General features: G+C 45.6%; 14 protein-coding genes. 7 read left to right on the forward strand and 7 right to left on the reverse strand.

Annotated features, from left to right (window positions below; all coding sequences use genetic code 11):
- Positions 1-206: 206 nt before the first annotated feature.
- Positions 207-890, reverse strand: coding sequence for a DUF3334 family protein (locus tag AB4133_RS11560; RefSeq protein WP_017059770.1), 684 nt, complete (start codon positions 888-890; stop codon positions 207-209).
- A gap of 222 nt (positions 891-1,112) precedes the next feature.
- Here AB4133_RS11560 and AB4133_RS11565 point away from each other — a divergent pair, with 222 nt between their 5' ends.
- Both AB4133_RS11565 and AB4133_RS11570 read left to right on the forward strand, forming a co-directional pair.
- Positions 1,113-4,148, forward strand: a complete 3,036-nt coding sequence (locus AB4133_RS11565; RefSeq protein WP_372224511.1) for an FAD-binding and (Fe-S)-binding domain-containing protein — start codon at positions 1,113-1,115, stop codon at positions 4,146-4,148.
- Positions 4,149-4,214: 66 nt separating this feature from the next.
- Positions 4,215-4,676, forward strand: a complete 462-nt coding sequence (locus AB4133_RS11570) for an isoprenylcysteine carboxylmethyltransferase family protein (protein ID WP_017066183.1) — start codon at positions 4,215-4,217, stop codon at positions 4,674-4,676.
- Positions 4,677-4,767: 91 nt separating this feature from the next.
- Here the strand turns inward: AB4133_RS11570 and AB4133_RS11575 are convergent, their stop codons facing one another.
- From AB4133_RS11575 to hutC, 6 genes are all read right to left on the reverse strand, one after another.
- Entirely contained in the window at positions 4,768-5,493 is a 726-nt protein-coding gene (locus AB4133_RS11575; protein ID WP_017067089.1) for a DUF3581 domain-containing protein, read from the reverse strand.
- 211 nt (positions 5,494-5,704) lie between these two features.
- Entirely contained in the window at positions 5,705-7,237 is a 1,533-nt protein-coding gene (hutH, locus tag AB4133_RS11580) for a histidine ammonia-lyase (RefSeq protein ID WP_017067090.1), read from the reverse strand.
- Between the two features lie 14 nt (positions 7,238-7,251).
- Complete coding sequence (gene hutU / locus AB4133_RS11585; protein WP_017059775.1) at positions 7,252-8,946, reverse strand: urocanate hydratase; 1,695 nt, start codon at positions 8,944-8,946, stop codon at positions 7,252-7,254.
- Positions 8,947-9,036: 90 nt separating this feature from the next.
- Positions 9,037-10,065 (reverse strand): formimidoylglutamase, encoded by a 1,029-nt coding sequence (gene hutG / locus AB4133_RS11590; RefSeq protein WP_372224514.1) that lies wholly within the window; start codon positions 10,063-10,065, stop codon positions 9,037-9,039.
- The gene (hutI, locus tag AB4133_RS11595; protein WP_372224516.1) at positions 10,052-11,302 is read right to left on the reverse strand and encodes an imidazolonepropionase; all 1,251 of its coding nucleotides are present in this window, start codon (positions 11,300-11,302) and stop codon (positions 10,052-10,054) included. Before hutI ends, hutG begins: the two co-directional genes overlap by 14 nt.
- Before the next feature lie 113 nt (positions 11,303-11,415).
- Positions 11,416-12,129 (reverse strand): histidine utilization repressor, encoded by a 714-nt coding sequence (gene hutC, locus AB4133_RS11600; protein WP_017059778.1) that lies wholly within the window; start codon positions 12,127-12,129, stop codon positions 11,416-11,418.
- Positions 12,130-12,310: 181 nt separating this feature from the next.
- Between hutC and AB4133_RS11605 the strand changes: the two genes are divergently transcribed.
- The 5 genes from AB4133_RS11605 to rplT all read left to right on the forward strand — a co-directional run bounded on the left by AB4133_RS11605 (position 12,311) and on the right by rplT (position 16,616).
- Complete coding sequence (locus AB4133_RS11605; RefSeq protein ID WP_372224518.1) at positions 12,311-13,054, forward strand: sporulation protein; 744 nt, start codon at positions 12,311-12,313, stop codon at positions 13,052-13,054.
- A 384-nt stretch (positions 13,055-13,438) separates the two neighbouring features.
- Complete coding sequence (gene thrS, locus AB4133_RS11610) at positions 13,439-15,367, forward strand: threonine--tRNA ligase (protein ID WP_017059786.1); 1,929 nt, start codon at positions 13,439-13,441, stop codon at positions 15,365-15,367.
- Positions 15,368-15,369: 2 nt separating this feature from the next.
- Positions 15,370-15,921 (forward strand): translation initiation factor IF-3, encoded by a 552-nt coding sequence (gene infC, locus AB4133_RS11615; RefSeq protein WP_076654893.1) that lies wholly within the window; start codon positions 15,370-15,372, stop codon positions 15,919-15,921.
- 104 nt (positions 15,922-16,025) lie between these two features.
- Entirely contained in the window at positions 16,026-16,220 is a 195-nt protein-coding gene (gene rpmI, locus AB4133_RS11620) for a 50S ribosomal protein L35 (RefSeq protein WP_004738430.1), read from the forward strand.
- A gap of 42 nt (positions 16,221-16,262) precedes the next feature.
- Entirely contained in the window at positions 16,263-16,616 is a 354-nt protein-coding gene (gene rplT / locus AB4133_RS11625) for a 50S ribosomal protein L20 (protein ID WP_004733517.1), read from the forward strand.
- The last annotated feature ends 101 nt before the right edge of the window (positions 16,617-16,717 follow it).

A 16,717-nucleotide genomic window follows, 5' to 3' on the forward strand; every position in this document is an offset into this window, starting at 1 on the left:
CAATTTAATCAGTACCGCAAATTTTTAAAAGTCCAACATTTTACATGTTTTCGCGGGTAACAGAAAGGCAAAACTGGTTTGATGAACAAGGAAGGCGGTGAACATTGAACTGCATGAGCCCAGTTGGCGGTAAAAACAAAAACGCCATCAAGCGTATTGATGGCGTTAGTGACACGTTTTTTCAATATGTCTAGAGCATTCGTAAACTAGATACCCAGTTCATCGAGTAGATCTGCCGCAGAATCATTGCCAGAGCTTTGAGCTGGCTTGTTCGCTTCTTGCATTTTTTTCTGAGTCGCCTCAAGAATGCTATCTGGACATTCGTCTTCTGCGATTTCAAATTCTTCTAATTGAATGAACTCAGTCTTATCCATCGCAAGCTCAAGGTAGAAGATGTTGTTATTAGCGGTAGAGAAGGTCACACGACGAGCTTGTGGACGGTCGAGATTGGTATCAACAGAAAGGTTAACTTGCTTGTTCAGAGCCAGCATTTTCGGTTGGTTTTGTGTGATGTTGGTTTGCAGCTCTTTGCGGATTTTATTGGTGAAATCGCCAACTAATTGGTTCATCAACTCACCCAATACATCACCCACTTCGTCTGAAGTATGAAGCACAGCAAGCTCGTTTTCAGGCATGCCCATATTGCGCATGTAATTGGTGTAGATCTCTAGCGCTGCTTTGGACGTAAAATTAATAACAACGAGACCAGAAAAGCCGCCGTCAAACAGAACGAAGCAACCAAAATCTGGCTTTAGGCTTGTCTTGTTGATCTTTTGAACCATGGCTGAATAGGACACCTGAGAAGCCGTCGCTGAAGTCAGTACGCTTGAGACTGATTGGCATAGTTTAAGAAGGATATCTTCAGTTGTGACTGTTTTGTTTTTTTTCATTGTGATGTGCTCGTGGAGATGTCTTAAACAAAATGTTATTCAGTATATTGTTACTGAATTAAGACGAAAGTGACTATTTCTCCATTCTTGCACTGAGATTCTGATTTGATCACCTTTTTATATGATCTTAATAGTAGTAAAGTGACGAAATTCAAAGAAAATTATTATAAATCTCAGATAACCCAATGCTGATAGGATCAGCGAAGTAGGGGCAGGAAGCAAATGTTACCAAGACTTCAACTCAATGCTGATGTCGATCCAGTTGTCGTACGCTTTTTAGATGAACTAAAAACAGCGGGCTTTACTGGCGACATTGAATCTCAATATTCTAGCCGTTTGGCTGTGGCGACTGATAATAGTGTCTATCAGCAATTGCCGCAGGCGGTCATCCTTCCTAAAACAACGCAAGACGTTGTGCTTATCGGTAAAGTGGTTTCTAAATCCGCTTACGAACGCGTGACTTTTTCCCCTCGTGGCGGCGGTACCGGAACCAACGGACAATCTTTAACAAAAGGTGTCGTGGTTGACCTGTCGCGATACATGAATAAGGTTCTTGAGATTAACGAGAAAGAGGGCTGGGTAAGAGTTCAGTCTGGTGTCGTTAAAGATCAATTGAACGACGCTGTTCGCCCTTATGGTTACTTTTTCTCTCCTGATCTATCAACCAGTAACCGAGCAACCTTGGGTGGCATGATCAATACCGATGCTTCGGGCCAAGGGTCATTGAAGTACGGCAAAACGTCTGACCATGTATTGTCGCTGCAAGCGGTGTTCGCAGATGGTTCATGTCTAGAATCTGATTTATCACGCGGCTTACCTGTAGAGGGTGAATTCGCTCACCATGCACTTGCGGTGACAGAGGCGGTTTGTCGAGACAAACGCGCTCAAATCTTAGATAAATTCCCTCCGCTGAATCGCTTCTTAACAGGCTATGACCTAAAGAATGCAATCAACGAACAAGATGACAGCTTTGACCTAACTCGCGTTCTATGTGGCGCTGAAGGTTCTTTAGCATTCATCACGGAAGCAAAGTTAAACCTAACCAAGATTCCAAAAGCGCGCACACTGGTTAACGTGAAATACAACACGTTTGATTCTGCGCTGCGTAATGCGCCGTTCATGGTGGAAGCGAAAGCACTGTCTGTTGAAACGGTAGATTCAAGAGTATTGAACCTAGCGAAGCAAGACATCGTTTGGCACACCGTGAGCGATTTGCTGACTGATGTTCCGAACAAAGAGATGCTTGGCATCAACATGGTTGAGTTTGCAGGCCAAGATGAAGCGGAAGTTGAACAGCAAGTTCAAGCGCTGACTGCACGCCTTGAAACCATGGTTGAAAGCGAAGAAGCCGGCGTGATTGGTTTTCAAGTTTGTAGCGATTTGGCGAGCATTGGCCGAATCTACAACATGCGTAAGAAAGCAGTGGGTCTGTTAGGTGCGGCGAAAGGCCGAGCTAAGCCAGTCGCTTTTGCTGAAGATACTTGTGTACCACCAGAAAACCTCGCGGATTTCATCTCTGAATTTAGAGTGTTACTCGATTCAAAAGAGTTGAATTACGGCATGTTTGGTCACGTTGACGCGGGCGTATTACACGTTCGTCCAGCATTGGATCTGTGTGACCCGATGCAAGAAGCATTGATGCATGAAGTCTCTGATGAAGTGGTTAAGCTGGTGGCGAAATACGGCGGTTTAATGTGGGGCGAGCACGGTAAAGGTTTCCGTTCTGAGTATGGCCCAGACTTCTTTGGTGAAGAGCTGTTTACCGAATTAAGACGTATTAAAGCAGCATTCGACCCGCACAACAAGATGAACCCAGGCAAGATCTGTACGCCTTTAGAAAGTGACGCTGAATTGGTGAAAGTCACCGATACCAAGCGTGGTTTCTACGACCGTCAGATCGACGTACAAGTTCGTGACAGCTTCAAGCAAGCAATGGAATGTAACGGTAACGGCTTGTGTTTCAACTACGATACTAGCTCGCCAATGTGTCCTTCAATGAAAGTTACGGCTGACCGACGTCACTCACCCAAAGGCCGCGCAGGCTTGGTAAGAGAGTGGTTGCGTCAACTGACTGAACAAGGCGTTGATATTCTCGACCTTGAGCAAGAAGCGTTGAAAGACAACACACCCGTTAAGACTATGATTGAGCGTGTTCGCAATACGATGAACAAACGCCATGAGTACGATTTCTCGCATGAAGTTCATGAGGCGATGAACGGTTGTTTGGCGTGTAAAGCGTGTGCGAGTCAATGTCCGATCAAAGTCGATGTACCAAGTTTCCGTTCTCGATTCTTGAACATCTACTACTCGCGTTACCAGCGCCCTGCAAAAGATTATCTAGTTGCCAACATTGAAACCATGCTGCCGCTGATGGCGAAAGTGCCAAAAGTAGTCAACGCTGCATTGGGTCAAAAGTGGATCCAAACGGCAACAGCTAAAACGGTCGGTTATGTTGATGCACCATTGATGTCGGTGCCTACGCTCAAAAATCGTCTAGCGAGTAAAGAGCTGCAACTCTTCGATTTACAGTATTTAGAAGGCTTGTCTTCTGAACAGAAGAAACAGCATGTGCTGATCGTTCAAGACCCGTTTACCAGCTTCTATGATGCCGAGGTGATTGAAGACTTCGTCACTCTGGCTCAAAAACTTGGCAAAACTCCGGTACTGCTGCCGTTCAAACCGAATGGTAAAGCGTTGCACATCAAGGGCTTCTTAAATCGTTTTGCACGTGAGGCGAAATCGACTTCGGATTTCTTGTCGATGGTGGCGGATATCGGAATTCCTTTGGTCGGTGTTGATCCTGCTCTTGTGCTTTGTTACCGCGATGAATACGTCGAGATCTTAGGTGACAAGCGCGGCGACTTTGATGTACTTACTGTGCATGAATGGTTAATGCCATCGCTAGGTGAGTTCGAAGCACGCTCAGCAAGTGAAGATATGTGGTACTTGTTTGCTCACTGTACTGAGAAAACCAAAATGCCGAACGCTGAAAAAGAGTGGGGTACTATCTTCAAACACTTTGGGGCGGCGTTAACCAGCGTTCCTGTCGGCTGTTGTGGTATGGCGGGAACTTTCGGCCACGAAGTCGATAAGCTACAAATGTCGAAAGACATATATGGTTTAAGCTGGAAGCCTCAAATGCAGGACTTACCAAAAGATCGTTGCTTGGTGACGGGCTATTCTTGCCGCAGCCAAGTGAAGCGTTTTGAAGGTGAGAAGCTTGCTCACCCATTACAGGCGCTAGCAAAAATTCTCTAATACATTTAGCCCAGCAATTGCTGGGCTTTTTTCTAAACTAACAAAGGAATGTTAATAAGGAAAAGTATGAAATTTCTAGAATTAAAAGTACCACCAGTTGCACTGTTCATTATTGTATTCGTAGCATCATACTTCTGCGCTCAACAGTTGAGCCAAGGGACACTGGCATTGCCTTATGGAATGATTGTGTTAGGAATCGGAGTCACATTGAGTGGCGTGATCGGAATATCCGGCATATTGGAATTTCGAAAACAGAAAACCACCGTTAACCCGATCAAAGTAGAAACCGCTTCAGCCGTCGTGGACAGTGGAATTTTTGGCTACACGCGAAACCCAATGTACTTAGGGTTGTTCATCCTGCTATTTTGCTTTGGCTACTTCTTCCAGAATATCTTCAGTGTACTACTTAGCTTTGGCTTCGTAATCTACATGAATTACTTCCAAATCAAACCCGAAGAGCGAGCACTAGAACAATTATTCGGCGCAGAATATGTTGATTACAAACAAAAGGTTAGACGCTGGATTTAGTGATGATTTGAGTGCTGGCTTAGTAATCGAAATAAAAAAGCCCAGCTTGAGATTATCAAGCTGGGCTTTATTGATCTTGTTCTAGAGCTGATTAAGCAGCGGCTGTGAACTGAGCTAGAAACATCTCTTTGCGTTCGTTGAAGCGGTTTACTAGGTCGTCTACAGAAGCTTGGTCGTATGGCTTAAGGCCACTTGCTACCATACGCTTCACGCCTTTACCTACTACTTCGCCGTCTTCTTTGAAATCGAAGTTCAGGGTCACGATGCCACGTTTTCCTTCAACATCAAAAGTCGCGCCAGAGAATTCAACTTCTGGGTGAGACAGGTCTAGGCGAGTAAATTCAACTTCCATGCTCTCGTAAATCACTAGAGGACGTTGGCAGTTGATCATCATTTGTTGTTCTTCCATAAGAGGAACCATGATGTGTGGGAAGTTCATGCCAGAGAACTTAACGTAGTTTGTTACTACGTGCTCGATGAATGCTTGATCATGGCTCTTCTCACCTTCACAAGACATGTGTAGGTACTCTTTACCATTTGCATCGATAAGTGAGCTCTCTTTTTCACACTTGTTGTCAACGCTTAACGCAATACCGTTACCAACCATACCTGAAAAATCAAAACGCATTTTTTGGCTGATGCCTTCTTTTTGCAGAAGTACTGCAAATAAAAGATCGCCAGGTACACAGAAGCGCTTGTTGTCTTCATCGTGAATCGGGTTGAAATCGCCAGCTACTTTTTTAGCAAAGTGGCTTGCTTGTTCACGAGTGAATTGAAATTGATTGTCTTCAGTAGAAAAGTAAGGTGTCAGAAACATAGTATCGCTATTAGTCATCAAATCTGGGGTGGATTATAGCTAACTAACTTCGTTCTAATGGTCTATCCAGTTAACTTTGCTTATATATCAGTCGATTAGATAAATACGTTGGATGGTATGTGACGATTTTGAGGGGAATAGGGGCTTGGATTCAATGCAACAAGGGCTAATCAATAGCCCCTGTTTATATGACGTGCTATTTCGCCAAACCTTAGAAGCTACACAGTAGGCCTTCTGGCATTAGATGGTTATGCACTGATAATTTGAGCAGTAGATTTGCTTGCTCGATATCAGGTGAGAAGTAACGGTCTTTGTCGTAGAAGCTGACTTTCTCGCGCAGTATCTGTTTTGCTTCTTCTACTCGAGGAGAAGAGAGATTTGGTGCTCTAAAATCCAAGCCTTGTGCTGCTGCTAAGTATTCAACAGCCAAGATGCCACGGGTGTTTTCTGCCATGTCACGCAGTCGACGACCCGCAAAGGTTGCCATAGATACATGATCTTCTTGGTTTGCCGATGTTGGAAGGCTGTCTACTGAAGCTGGGTGTGCCAGTGTTTTATTCTCGCTTGCCAGAGCAGCAGACGTTACTTGAGCAATCATAAAGCCTGAGTTAACGCCGCCGTTATCGACTAAGAAAGGTGGAAGTTTGCTTAGTGCGCTATCAATCAGCAGTGCCATTCTTCGTTCAGAAAGGCTACCAATTTCTGCAATCGCAAGTGCTAGGTTATCCGCTGCCATTGCCACAGGTTCTGCGTGGAAGTTACCACCTGAAATAATGTCGCCGTCTTCAGCAAATACCAGTGGGTTATCCGATACCGAGTTCGCTTCAACGTTTAACGTTTCTGCTGAATTACGAATTTGCTGTAAACACGCCCCCATCACTTGAGGCTGACAACGCAGCGAGTAAGGGTCTTGAACCTTTTCACAGCAAGTGTGTGACTCACCAATTTCACTCTTTTGATCAAGCATGTGACGGTAAGCAAGCGCGGCATCCATTTGACCACGATGACCACGAACGCGATGAATTCGAGGGTCAAACGGACGACGACTACCCAGTGCAGCTTCAACAGACATTGCACCACATACGGTTGCAGACGCAAACAAGTCTTCCGCTGCGAACAGACCTTCTAATGCAAAGGCAGTCGATGCTTGTGTGCCGTTTAACAGCGCTAAGCCTTCTTTCGGCGCAAGTGTGATTGGTTCAAGACCTGCGATCTGCATTGCTTCTAAGCCAGTGATGATCTTGCCGTTGTGGCGTGCTTGGCCTTCACCTAGCAGAACGGTACTCATGTGGGCGAGGGGAGCAAGATCTCCAGATGCGCCTACTGATCCTTTTTGTGGAACACACGGGTAAACCTGTGCGTTCACAAGATCGATAAGGGCATTAATGACTTTGAGGCGAATACCTGAGTAACCGCGAGACAAGCTGTTAATCTTCAATACCATCATCAAGCGTACGGTTTCATCAGACATGAACTTGCCAATGCCCGCAGCGTGAGAAAGTACTATACTTTTCTGTAGTACTTCGAGATCTTCAGGCGCAATCTTGGTGTTTGCTAATAAGCCAAAACCCGTGTTGATGCCATATACAGTGCGATCTTCAGCAATCACTTGCTCGACAACCTGCATGCTCGCTTCAATATCAGGGATTGCAGCAGGATCCAGCGATAGGTTCACAGGGCTACGGCTGATTTTACGCAGTTCAGATAGGCCAAGAAGTCCTGGTTTAAGTAATAAGTTCAACATGTTCTCTCCAGACATTAAAGGCGACGAAGTTCTTCGTTTAGCATAGGTAAATCAAGCTTCTGCTCTTTAGCACACTGCTTGGCAATATCGTAACCTGCATCAGCATGACGCATTACGCCGGTTGCTGGATCATTGTGAAGTACGCGAGCAATACGCTGTGATGCATCTTCACTGCCGTCACAACAAATCACCATGCCTGAGTGTTGTGAGAAGCCCATACCAACGCCACCACCGTGGTGCAAAGAAACCCAAGTTGCGCCGCCCGCTGTGTTCAGAAGGGCATTCAATAGAGGCCAATCTGATACTGCATCTGATCCATCCATCATGCCTTCTGTTTCGCGGTTCGGGCTTGCTACTGAACCTGAATCTAGGTGGTCACGACCGATAACAACCGGTGCTTTCAGTTCGCCATTCTTAACCATTTCATTGAAGGCTTGGCCTAAACGTTCACGATCTTTCAAACCGACCCAACAGATACGCGCTGGTAGGCCTTGGAACTGAATGCGTTCACGCGCCATATCTAGCCAGTTATGTAGATGTGGGTTGCCTGGAATCAGTTCTTTTACTTTTTGGTCTGTTTTGTATATGTCTTCTGGGTCACCAGATAGGGCAGCCCAACGGAACGGACCAATACCTTCGCAGAATAAAGGTCGAATATAAGCCGGAACGAAACCCGGGAAATCAAACGCGTTTTCTACGCCTTCTTCCAGTGCCATTTGGCGAATGTTATTGCCGTAATCTACTGTTGCAGCGCCGCGGTATTGCAGGTCTAGCATCGCTTGAACTTGAATCGCCATAGATTGCTTAGCGGCTTTCACCACTTTTGCTTCATCAATGGTGCGCTCTTGTGCGGCTTTCTCCATCGTCCAACCTTGCGGCAAGTAGCCGTTAAGAGGATCGTGGGCAGATGTTTGGTCAGTCACCACATCAGGTGTGATATTGCGTTCAACTAACTCTGGGAACACGTCTGCCGCGTTACCTAATAAGCCAACAGAGATTGGCGTGTCTGACTCTTTAATCATTGCCATCGCTTCATCTAAGCTGGTGGCTTTTTTGTCTACATAGCCAGTACGTAAGCGGTAGTCGATTCGTGATTCATCACATTCTACGGCAATCATAGAGAAGCCAGCCATAGTAGCCGCAAGAGGTTGAGCGCCGCCCATTCCACCAAGACCGCCCGTTAGAACCCACTTGCCGTTTGCTTCGCCTTGGAAGTGCTTCTTGGCAATCGCGACAAATGTTTCGTAAGTACCTTGAACGATGCCTTGTGAACCAATGTAGATCCAGCTGCCCGCGGTCATTTGGCCGTACATCATCAAGCCTTCTTTATCGAGCTCGTTGAAGTGTTCCCAGTTCGCCCAGTGTGGAACAAGGTTCGAGTTAGCGATCAGTACGCGAGGCGCGTTTTTATGAGTCGGGAACACGCCCACAGGTTTACCTGATTGAACAAGTAACGTTTGGTCGTCCTCTAAACGCTCTAATACTTCAACAATCTTGTCATAACATTTCCAATCACGCGCCGCGCGACCGATACCGCCATACACAACCAGTGCATGTGGGTGTTCTGCCACATCAGGGTCTAGGTTGTTCATCAGCATACGCAGTGGTGCTTCTGTTAACCAAGATTTAGCGCGCAAAGTGGTGCCATGAGGTGCGCGAATTTCGCGAGTCGTGTCGAGACGAGGGTCACTGTTGTGGTGTTCCGTCATTTTGGAATTCCTTCTGTTTCACGTTATATCGTTGTAGTTGTAGTTGTAGTTGTAGTTGTAGTTGTAGTTGTAGTTATCGGTATAGCTGGATTAGTCACTGGCCATTGCACTGGCAATATCCCAACATAAACGAGCCGCCAATCGAGCCGTTTGGCCATCGACATCGTAGTCTGGGTTGTATTCCGCAATGTCCGCGATAATGAGTTTTTCGCTGTGTTGGAAAATCTGTTCTAGAAAAGGAGCGAGTGCTTCATAGCACACGCCTCTTGCCGCTGGTGCACTTACTCCCGGCGCAGTAGCTGCGGGGAAAACATCAAGGTCGATAGTGAGATAGAGGTAATCACACTCAGCGATGAATTTTTGTAACTTAACCAGCTGAGCGACTTGGTTTACTTGAGTCATGTTGCGGTCGTGTTCATACCACACGCCCAGTTGGTCAGCTTTGTTAAACAGCGCTTTGGTATTACTAGCCGCGCTAACGCCAAGACAAGCGTAATGAAACGGCCATTGATGTATGTGGCAGTAATCACTTATCTGGTTAAAAGGCGTGCCTGAGCTCGGTTTAATATCGGCGATGTCGCTTTCAAATTCACGAAGATCAAAGTGAGCATCAAAGTTAACGATGCCGATCTTAGGATTGTGTTCTGATTGAATGTTATTTAGGTGCTCAGCGAGACCTTGAAAAGATGCCCAAGCCACTTCGTGACCACCGCCAAGGGTAATCACTTTGTTAGTTGATAGAGCATTGGCAATCACAGATGCACACTGTTTTTGGCTTACTTCTAATTGATCGTCATTGCATTCGATATCACCGAGATCGGCGATGCGTGCGTCACTATGCCAAGCCATATTCGCCAGAGCTTGGCGTATCAAGTTAGGTGCTTGTTTCGCGCCTACGCGTCCTTTATTTCTTGCAACACCGGCATCGCTGGCAAAGCCAACCAAGGCGATAGCGCTGTCAGTCAGCTCGTCACTTAAGCCACTACTTTGTACTTGCTTGGTAATGTGATGAACGCGAGTACCGAGTGCGCCATCTTCAAGATCATTACGCCCTGTCCACACAAAGTTATGCATGGTTGTTGCGTTCTCTTGGATACCGTTGGATTTAGATTGAGTCATGACACACCTCGCCATTAACAATGCGTTTATGCAGATGAGGAACACCGACTTGATAGCTTAGATCGGCAGGGTGGTCGATGTTCCAGATAGCCAAATCTGCGGCATAACCGATTTCGACTTTGCCTTTGGTTTGTGACTCACCAATGGCAGCGGCAGCGTTACAAGTTACACCGCGTAGCGCTTCTTCAGGCGTCGTACCAAACAGGGTGCAGCTCATGTTCATCATCAGCGTTAAGTCTGCAAAGGGAGATGTGCCGGGGTTTAGGTCGGTCGCGATCGCCATTGGGATTTTGTGTTCACGAAGTAAAGCAATAGGTGGCTGTTGAGTCTCTTTCAAGAAGTAGAAAGCCCCGGGTAATAAGGTGGCGACTGTGCCTGATTCTGCCAGTGCTTTTACTCCGGTTTCATCAAGGTATTCAACATGGTCGACAGAGAGTGCACCGTATTTAGCTGCGAGCGCACTGCCGCCCATATTTGAAAGTTGTTCAGTGTGACCTTTAATCGCTAGCCCATGTGCTTTGGCAGCTGCAAATACACGTTCGGTTTGTTCTAAGTTGAAGCCGATAGATTCGCAGAACACGTCAACGGCATCGGCGAGCCCTTGCCCCGCAGCTTTAGGAATGATCTCTTGGCAAACCAGATCTATGTAACGATCTGGTTGTTCTTTGTATTCTGGCGGTACTGCGTGTGCTGCAAGGAGAGTGGTAGTGATCTTAATTCGGCGATGATTTTCTAACGCTTTAGCTGCACGTAACATCTTGAGTTCGTCTTCAAGTGTTAAACCATAGCCCGATTTTACTTCGATGCTGGTTACGCCACTTCTTAGCAGGCCATCGAGTCTAGGTATTGCTATTTCAACCAGTTCAGACTCTTGCGCTGCGCGTGTTGCAGTGACTGTCGCAAGAATCCCGCCGCCTTGTTTGGCGATGTCGGTGTAAGAGATACCATTCAAACGCTGTTCAAATTCGTTGGCGCGATTGCCTGCAAATACGAGGTGAGTGTGGCAATCAATCAGACCTGGGGTAACGAGCTTGTTTTTGCAATCATAGGTGATGTAATCCGCAGAGTTATCAGTGCTCGGTTGTTCTACCTCATAAGCATGAGCCTCATGGTTTGAACAAGAGATAGACACGATCTTACCGTCTTCGATAACGATATCTTGAGGGGAAGAGGGCTGATAACCGTCGGCTCCCGAACTCATGGAGACCACTCGTGCGTTTTTGAGGATCAAATTCATAATCACCTAGATCTTTGCTAAACATTAAATGTATATACAAATAAATAGGCTAAACGCTGACCCGAATCAAGTTGATGTTGCAAAAATGTGATCGGCGATCAGGATGATGTTCTTTAATCTAGAAGTATCTTGGAGCTTAATTTGTACTTAGAGCCAGGGTGGTAGAGCAATGCAAAGCTGATGAGGCGTTCTTTGCTCCATGTTCTTCTATTCAAAAGAAGGCAAGGTTCTGATTCAGATAGCTTTAGTGACGTTCTGATTTGAGAATCTGGAATAATGGCTTCAACCGTGTGCTCGATAGCACTTAACGGGCAGCTTTTTGAAAGGTATTCGTTGGGCGTAGAGGTTGAAAAGTCTTGCTCTAGGTATTTTGGAGCGGCTTGAGAGTTCACCCAGCGCGCTTCCAATTGAATCGGTGCGTTGTCCGCAAAGTGTATGATTTCACTATAGAACACTTCTGCGTTAATCATCACACCTAACCGTGTAGCCGTGCTTTCATCAGCCTTGATACTATCGTGCTTGATAACTTGGCTAGTATACGTTTGGCCTCGGTCTTTGATCTCTTGCGCTATGTTGTTGATATCAAGCAACGGAGATTGCGCTTTTTCGTCGGGTTCACAAACAAAAGTCCCCAGTCTTGGTTTCCTGATGAGCTTGCCTTCAGACACAAGATCTCGAATGGCTTTATTGACCGTCATTCGACTCACATTGAACTGCTCGGTAAGTTCGAGTTCTGTGGTGATTTGGTAACCCACCGGCCAATGACCACTGCTGATCTTGTCATCTATGAACTGTTTTATCTGAAGGTAGAGCGGTGCTTTCGACATAATGAAACCTTATTTGACTATACAAATAGAGTAACGGAATTTTTCACGATTTCAACATTTCCTCGGGCAATGTGACCTTATTCAACATAGATGGGGCAAATTGTTTGATTCTGTGAGGCAAGTGTCGCAAATTGTCACGCAATAACTATTCGTAAATCAGATAATTAGAAAGGGAAATAATATGTTTAAGAAATTAAAGGCCTCGTTGGGCATCGGTGCAGCAAAGGTTGATACTGTCTTAGATAATATTGAAGTTTTCCAAGGTGGAGAGTTGTCTGGCAATGTTCACATTGTTGGTGGTGACGTTGAGCAACAAATCGACCTGATCAACTTGGTTCTCAACACAGAAGTAAAAGTAGAAACGGAAGATAGCACCAGCTACGAAACCTTTTCACTGGGTCGTATTCAAGCCGTAGAGCCTTTCGTTATCCAACCGGACGAAACCAAACTGGTTCCATTCCGTCTTAAGTTAAATGATGAAACGCCAGTCACCGCGTTGAACGCACAAATGAACCAATGCCATGTGTGGGTTGAAACCAACCTAGATATAGGCTTCGCGATTGACCCTAAAGACCGTGACTTTATCTCCGTACACCCACTGCCAACAGTTGCTAAAATCATCCAAGGCGTGGAAGCATCCGGTATGGCAATGGTGAAAGCTGACGTAGAGAAGGGCTTCTTAAAAGGCAACAACTTTGCTTCTCGTTCGGGTTGTTACCAAGAGATTGAATTTCGCAGCGGCGGTTTCATGAATAATAAAGAGATCGAGCTGTCATTCATCGTTGAAGGCTCAATGGTTCACTGCCTAGCAGAAATCGATCGCTCAATGAGCTTCCGTGGCGATCAATACATCTCATTCAGCTTGCCTGCGAACGCTGCCGATTCAGACATTCGCAACGCTGTATCAAGAATCATGAGTGCGTAGTTCCCTTTCTGTTAGTAGTCGCTTTTTCTATTAATAGAGACAAGACAGTACGATTTCTATAGCCGAACTTATCCGTTCGGCTTTTTTGTATTGTAGATAAAGCCAACGAATTACTGATTGAACTATGGGTTAGGCGTTAGAAGGATCTATATAGAAGAGACATTTCAGTCATATAGTTTTTGTGGTGCTACGGGACTAACATTGTCATTTCATATTATTTCGTTACAATGTTCGGCTACTCACAGATGTGGCATCTGTATTTGCTTCTATGTGGGTATATTTATTATGCATATATCCCCAATCAGCGTACTCGTTGATTGAAAGACATATATTAAACATTTTCATGTGTTGCTTGGTGTGCAACACCACTGTAAAGGACAAATAATGCCAATTATTACTCTTCCTGACGGTAGTCAGCGTCAATTTGACAACCCTGTATCAACTCTAGATGTTGCCCTATCAATCGGTCCTGGTCTTGCGAAAGCTACCATTGCTGGTCGTGTAGACGGCGAGCGTGTTGATGCTTGTGATCTTATCGAAAACGATGCAAGCCTAGAAATCATCACAGCTAAAGATGAAGTTGATGGCCTTGAAATCGTTCGTCACTCTTGTGCTCACCTTTTAGGCCACGCGGTTAAGCAGCTTTTTCCAGAAGCGAAAATGGCGATCGGTCCTACTATCGATAACGGTTTCTACTACGATATCGATCTTGAGCACTCTCTAACGCAAGACGATCTAGAAAAGATCGAAAAGCGCATGAAAGAGCTAGCGAAGACCAAATACCAGGTTGTTAAGAAGAAAGTTAGCTGGCAGGAAGCGCGCGACGCATTCGAAGCTCGCGGCGAGACTTACAAGATTGAAATCTTGGACGAGAACGTTTCTAAAGACGATCGTCCAGGCCTGTACCATCACGAAGAATACATCGATATGTGTCGTGGTCCACACGTGCCTAACATGAGCTTCTGCCAGCACTTCACTCTACTTAACGTAGCGGGTGCATACTGGCGTGGTAACAGTGACAACAAGATGCTTCAACGTATCTACGGCACTGCATTCCACGACAAGAAGGCACTTAAAGCTCACCTTGTGCGCCTAGAAGAAGCGGCTAAACGTGACCACCGTAAAATCGGTAAAGCGCTTGACCTATTCCACATGCAGCAAGAAGCACCAGGCATGGTGTTCTGGCACCACAACGGTTGGACTATCTTCCGTGAGCTAGAAGTATTTATTCGTCAAAAACTGACTGAGTACGATTACCAAGAAGTTAAAGGCCCATTAATGATGGACCGTGTTCTTTGGGAACGCTCTGGTCACTGGGATAAGTACGCTGAAGCGATGTTCACTACTTCTTCAGAGAACCGTGAATACGCTATCAAGCCAATGAACTGTCCTGGTCACGTTCAAATCTTCAACCAAGGTTTGAAATCTTACCGTGATCTACCGCTACGTATGGCTGAGTTCGGCTCATGTCACCGTAACGAGCCGTCTGGCGCACTTCACGGCATTATGCGTGTTCGTGGCTTCACTCAAGATGATGCTCACGTATTCTGTACTGAAGACCAAGTTCAACAAGAAGTTAAAGCTTGTATTGAAATGGTTTACGATACTTACACAACTTTCGGCTTCGAAAGCATCGTTGTTAAGCTATCTACTCGTCCAGAACAGCGTGTAGGTTCAGACGAAATGTGGGACCGTGCAGAGGCTGACCTTAAGCAAGCGCTAGAGGCAATGGACATTGCATACGAGATTCAAGAAGGCGAGGGTGCGTTCTACGGACCTAAGATTGAATTTACTTTGCATGATTGTTTGGACCGCGCTTGGCAATGTGGTACAGTGCAGCTCGATTTTGCATTACCAGAACGTTTAGGTGCTACTTACGTAGGTGAAGATAACGAGCGTCACACGCCAGTTATGATCCACCGCGCGATTTTAGGTTCACTAGAACGCTTCATTGGTATTCTTATTGAAGAATACGCTGGCTTCTTCCCAACGTGGTTGGCGCCAGAACAAGCAGTTGTAATGGGCATTACAGACAAACAGTCTGAATATGTACAAGAAATTACGAAAAAACTGCAAAAAAGTGGATTTAGAGTCAAAGCAGACTTGAGAAATGAGAAGATTGGCTTTAAAATCCGCGAACATACTTTGAAACGTGTACCGTTCATGCTTGTGTGTGGTGACCAAGAAATGGAAGCCGGCGAAATTGCAGTACGTACACGTAAAGGTAAGGACCTTGGCAAATTTAAAGTGGATGACTTTATTTCATACATCCAAGCCGAGGTTTCAAGCCGTAAGCTCAATCTGGAGGAATAGCTATTAAAGGCGGAAGACGTGGCCAACAACCGGCCAAACAAAACCAGCACCGTTTAAACGGTGACATTCGTGGCGTTCGTGAAGTGCGTCTAACTGGCGCAGACGGCGAAGCTGTTGGTGTAGTATCAATCGCTGAAGCGATGGAAGCTGCAAATGAAGCTGGTATGGATCTTGTAGAGATCAGCCCTAACGCCGAGCCGCCAGTTTGTCGTGTGATGGACTACGGTAAGTTCCTCTTCGAGAAGAGCAAAGCTGCGAAAGAGCAGAAGAAGAAGCAAAAGCAGGTTCAGATCAAGGAAATTAAATTCCGACCTGGAACTGATATTGGAGACTATCAGGTAAAACTACGCAACCTGACTGGTTTCCTAGAAGACGGCAACAAAGTGAAGGTAACAATTCGCTTCCGTGGCCGCGAAATGGCTCACCAAGAAATCGGTGTTGACGTTCTTAATCGTTTGAAAGCGGATACTGAAGAATTTGCAGTAGTCGAATCTTTCCCAACGAGAATTGAAGGTCGCCAGATGATCATGGTGTTGGCCCCTAAAAAGAAGTAATTAACGGCTTTGCAAGTAATTGAACCCTGCAGCCTCAGGTTGCGGGGTTTTATTCGCCCTAATTACTATGTTATTAACAACTCAACAATGCGGAGTTATTCATCATGCCTAAGATGAAAACCAACAAAGGTGCTGCTAAGCGTTTCCAGAAAACTGCTGGTGGTATTAAGTTTAAGCACGCTGGTAAACGTCACATCCTGACTAAGCGTACTACTAAGAACAAGCGTCAGCTACGTCCGAACTCGATCCTTCCTAAATGTGAAGTTGCTCAAGTTCTACGTATGATGCCATACGCTTAATTCTTTTTAGTTTATAAATTCGTTTAGTTTAGGAGAAGCATAATGCCTCGCGTAAAACGTGGTGTACAAGCTCGTGCACGTCATAAGAAAGTTCTAAAACAAGCTAAAGGTTACTACGGAGCACGTTCACGTGTTTACCGCGTAGCTTTCCAAGCAGTTACCAAAGCTGGTCAATACGCTTACCGTGACCGTCGCAACAAGAAACGTCAATTCCGTCAACTTTGGATTGCACGTATCAACGCGGCATCTCGTCAAAATGGTCTATCTTACAGCCGTTTCATCAATGGCCTAAAGAAAGCATCTATCGAGATCGACCGTAAGATTCTTGCTGACATCGCAGTATTCGACAAAGCAGCATTTGCTGTTCTAGTTGAAAAAGCGAAAGCATCTCTATAATTTAGAGTTAGCTTAAAGGTTTAAGAAAAGGAGAACTTCGGTTCTCCTTTTTTATTGCCTGTAATTTGGCTTTGCCATACTCTCTCGCATCTCGCATCTCG

The sequence above is a fragment of the Vibrio sp. 10N.286.52.F8 genome (assembly GCF_041468745.1).
Classification (GTDB): Bacteria; Pseudomonadota; Gammaproteobacteria; order Enterobacterales; family Vibrionaceae; genus Vibrio; species Vibrio crassostreae_C.

Excerpts from the sequence above, each read along its gene's own strand:
- rplT (WP_004733517.1), top strand. The coding sequence starts at position 16,263 with ATGCCTCGCGTAAAACGTGGTGTACAAGCTCGTGCACGTCATAAGAAA.
- rpmI (WP_004738430.1), top strand. The coding sequence starts at position 16,026 with ATGCCTAAGATGAAAACCAACAAAGGTGCTGCTAAGCGTTTCCAGAAA.
- AB4133_RS11560 (WP_017059770.1), bottom strand. The coding sequence starts at position 890 with ATGAAAAAAAACAAAACAGTCACAACTGAAGATATCCTTCTTAAACTA.
- AB4133_RS11605 (WP_372224518.1), top strand. The coding sequence starts at position 12,311 with ATGTTTAAGAAATTAAAGGCCTCGTTGGGCATCGGTGCAGCAAAGGTT.
- hutU (WP_017059775.1), bottom strand. The coding sequence starts at position 8,946 with ATGACGGAACACCACAACAGTGACCCTCGTCTCGACACGACTCGCGAA.
- AB4133_RS11575 (WP_017067089.1), bottom strand. The coding sequence starts at position 5,493 with ATGTTTCTGACACCTTACTTTTCTACTGAAGACAATCAATTTCAATTC.
- hutI (WP_372224516.1), bottom strand. The coding sequence starts at position 11,302 with ATGAATTTGATCCTCAAAAACGCACGAGTGGTCTCCATGAGTTCGGGA.
- hutG (WP_372224514.1), bottom strand. The coding sequence starts at position 10,065 with ATGACTCAATCTAAATCCAACGGTATCCAAGAGAACGCAACAACCATG.
- AB4133_RS11570 (WP_017066183.1), top strand. The coding sequence starts at position 4,215 with ATGAAATTTCTAGAATTAAAAGTACCACCAGTTGCACTGTTCATTATT.
- hutC (WP_017059778.1), bottom strand. The coding sequence starts at position 12,129 with ATGTCGAAAGCACCGCTCTACCTTCAGATAAAACAGTTCATAGATGAC.
- hutH (WP_017067090.1), bottom strand. The coding sequence starts at position 7,237 with ATGTTGAACTTATTACTTAAACCAGGACTTCTTGGCCTATCTGAACTG.
- thrS (WP_017059786.1), top strand. The coding sequence starts at position 13,439 with ATGCCAATTATTACTCTTCCTGACGGTAGTCAGCGTCAATTTGACAAC.
- AB4133_RS11565 (WP_372224511.1), top strand. The coding sequence starts at position 1,113 with ATGTTACCAAGACTTCAACTCAATGCTGATGTCGATCCAGTTGTCGTA.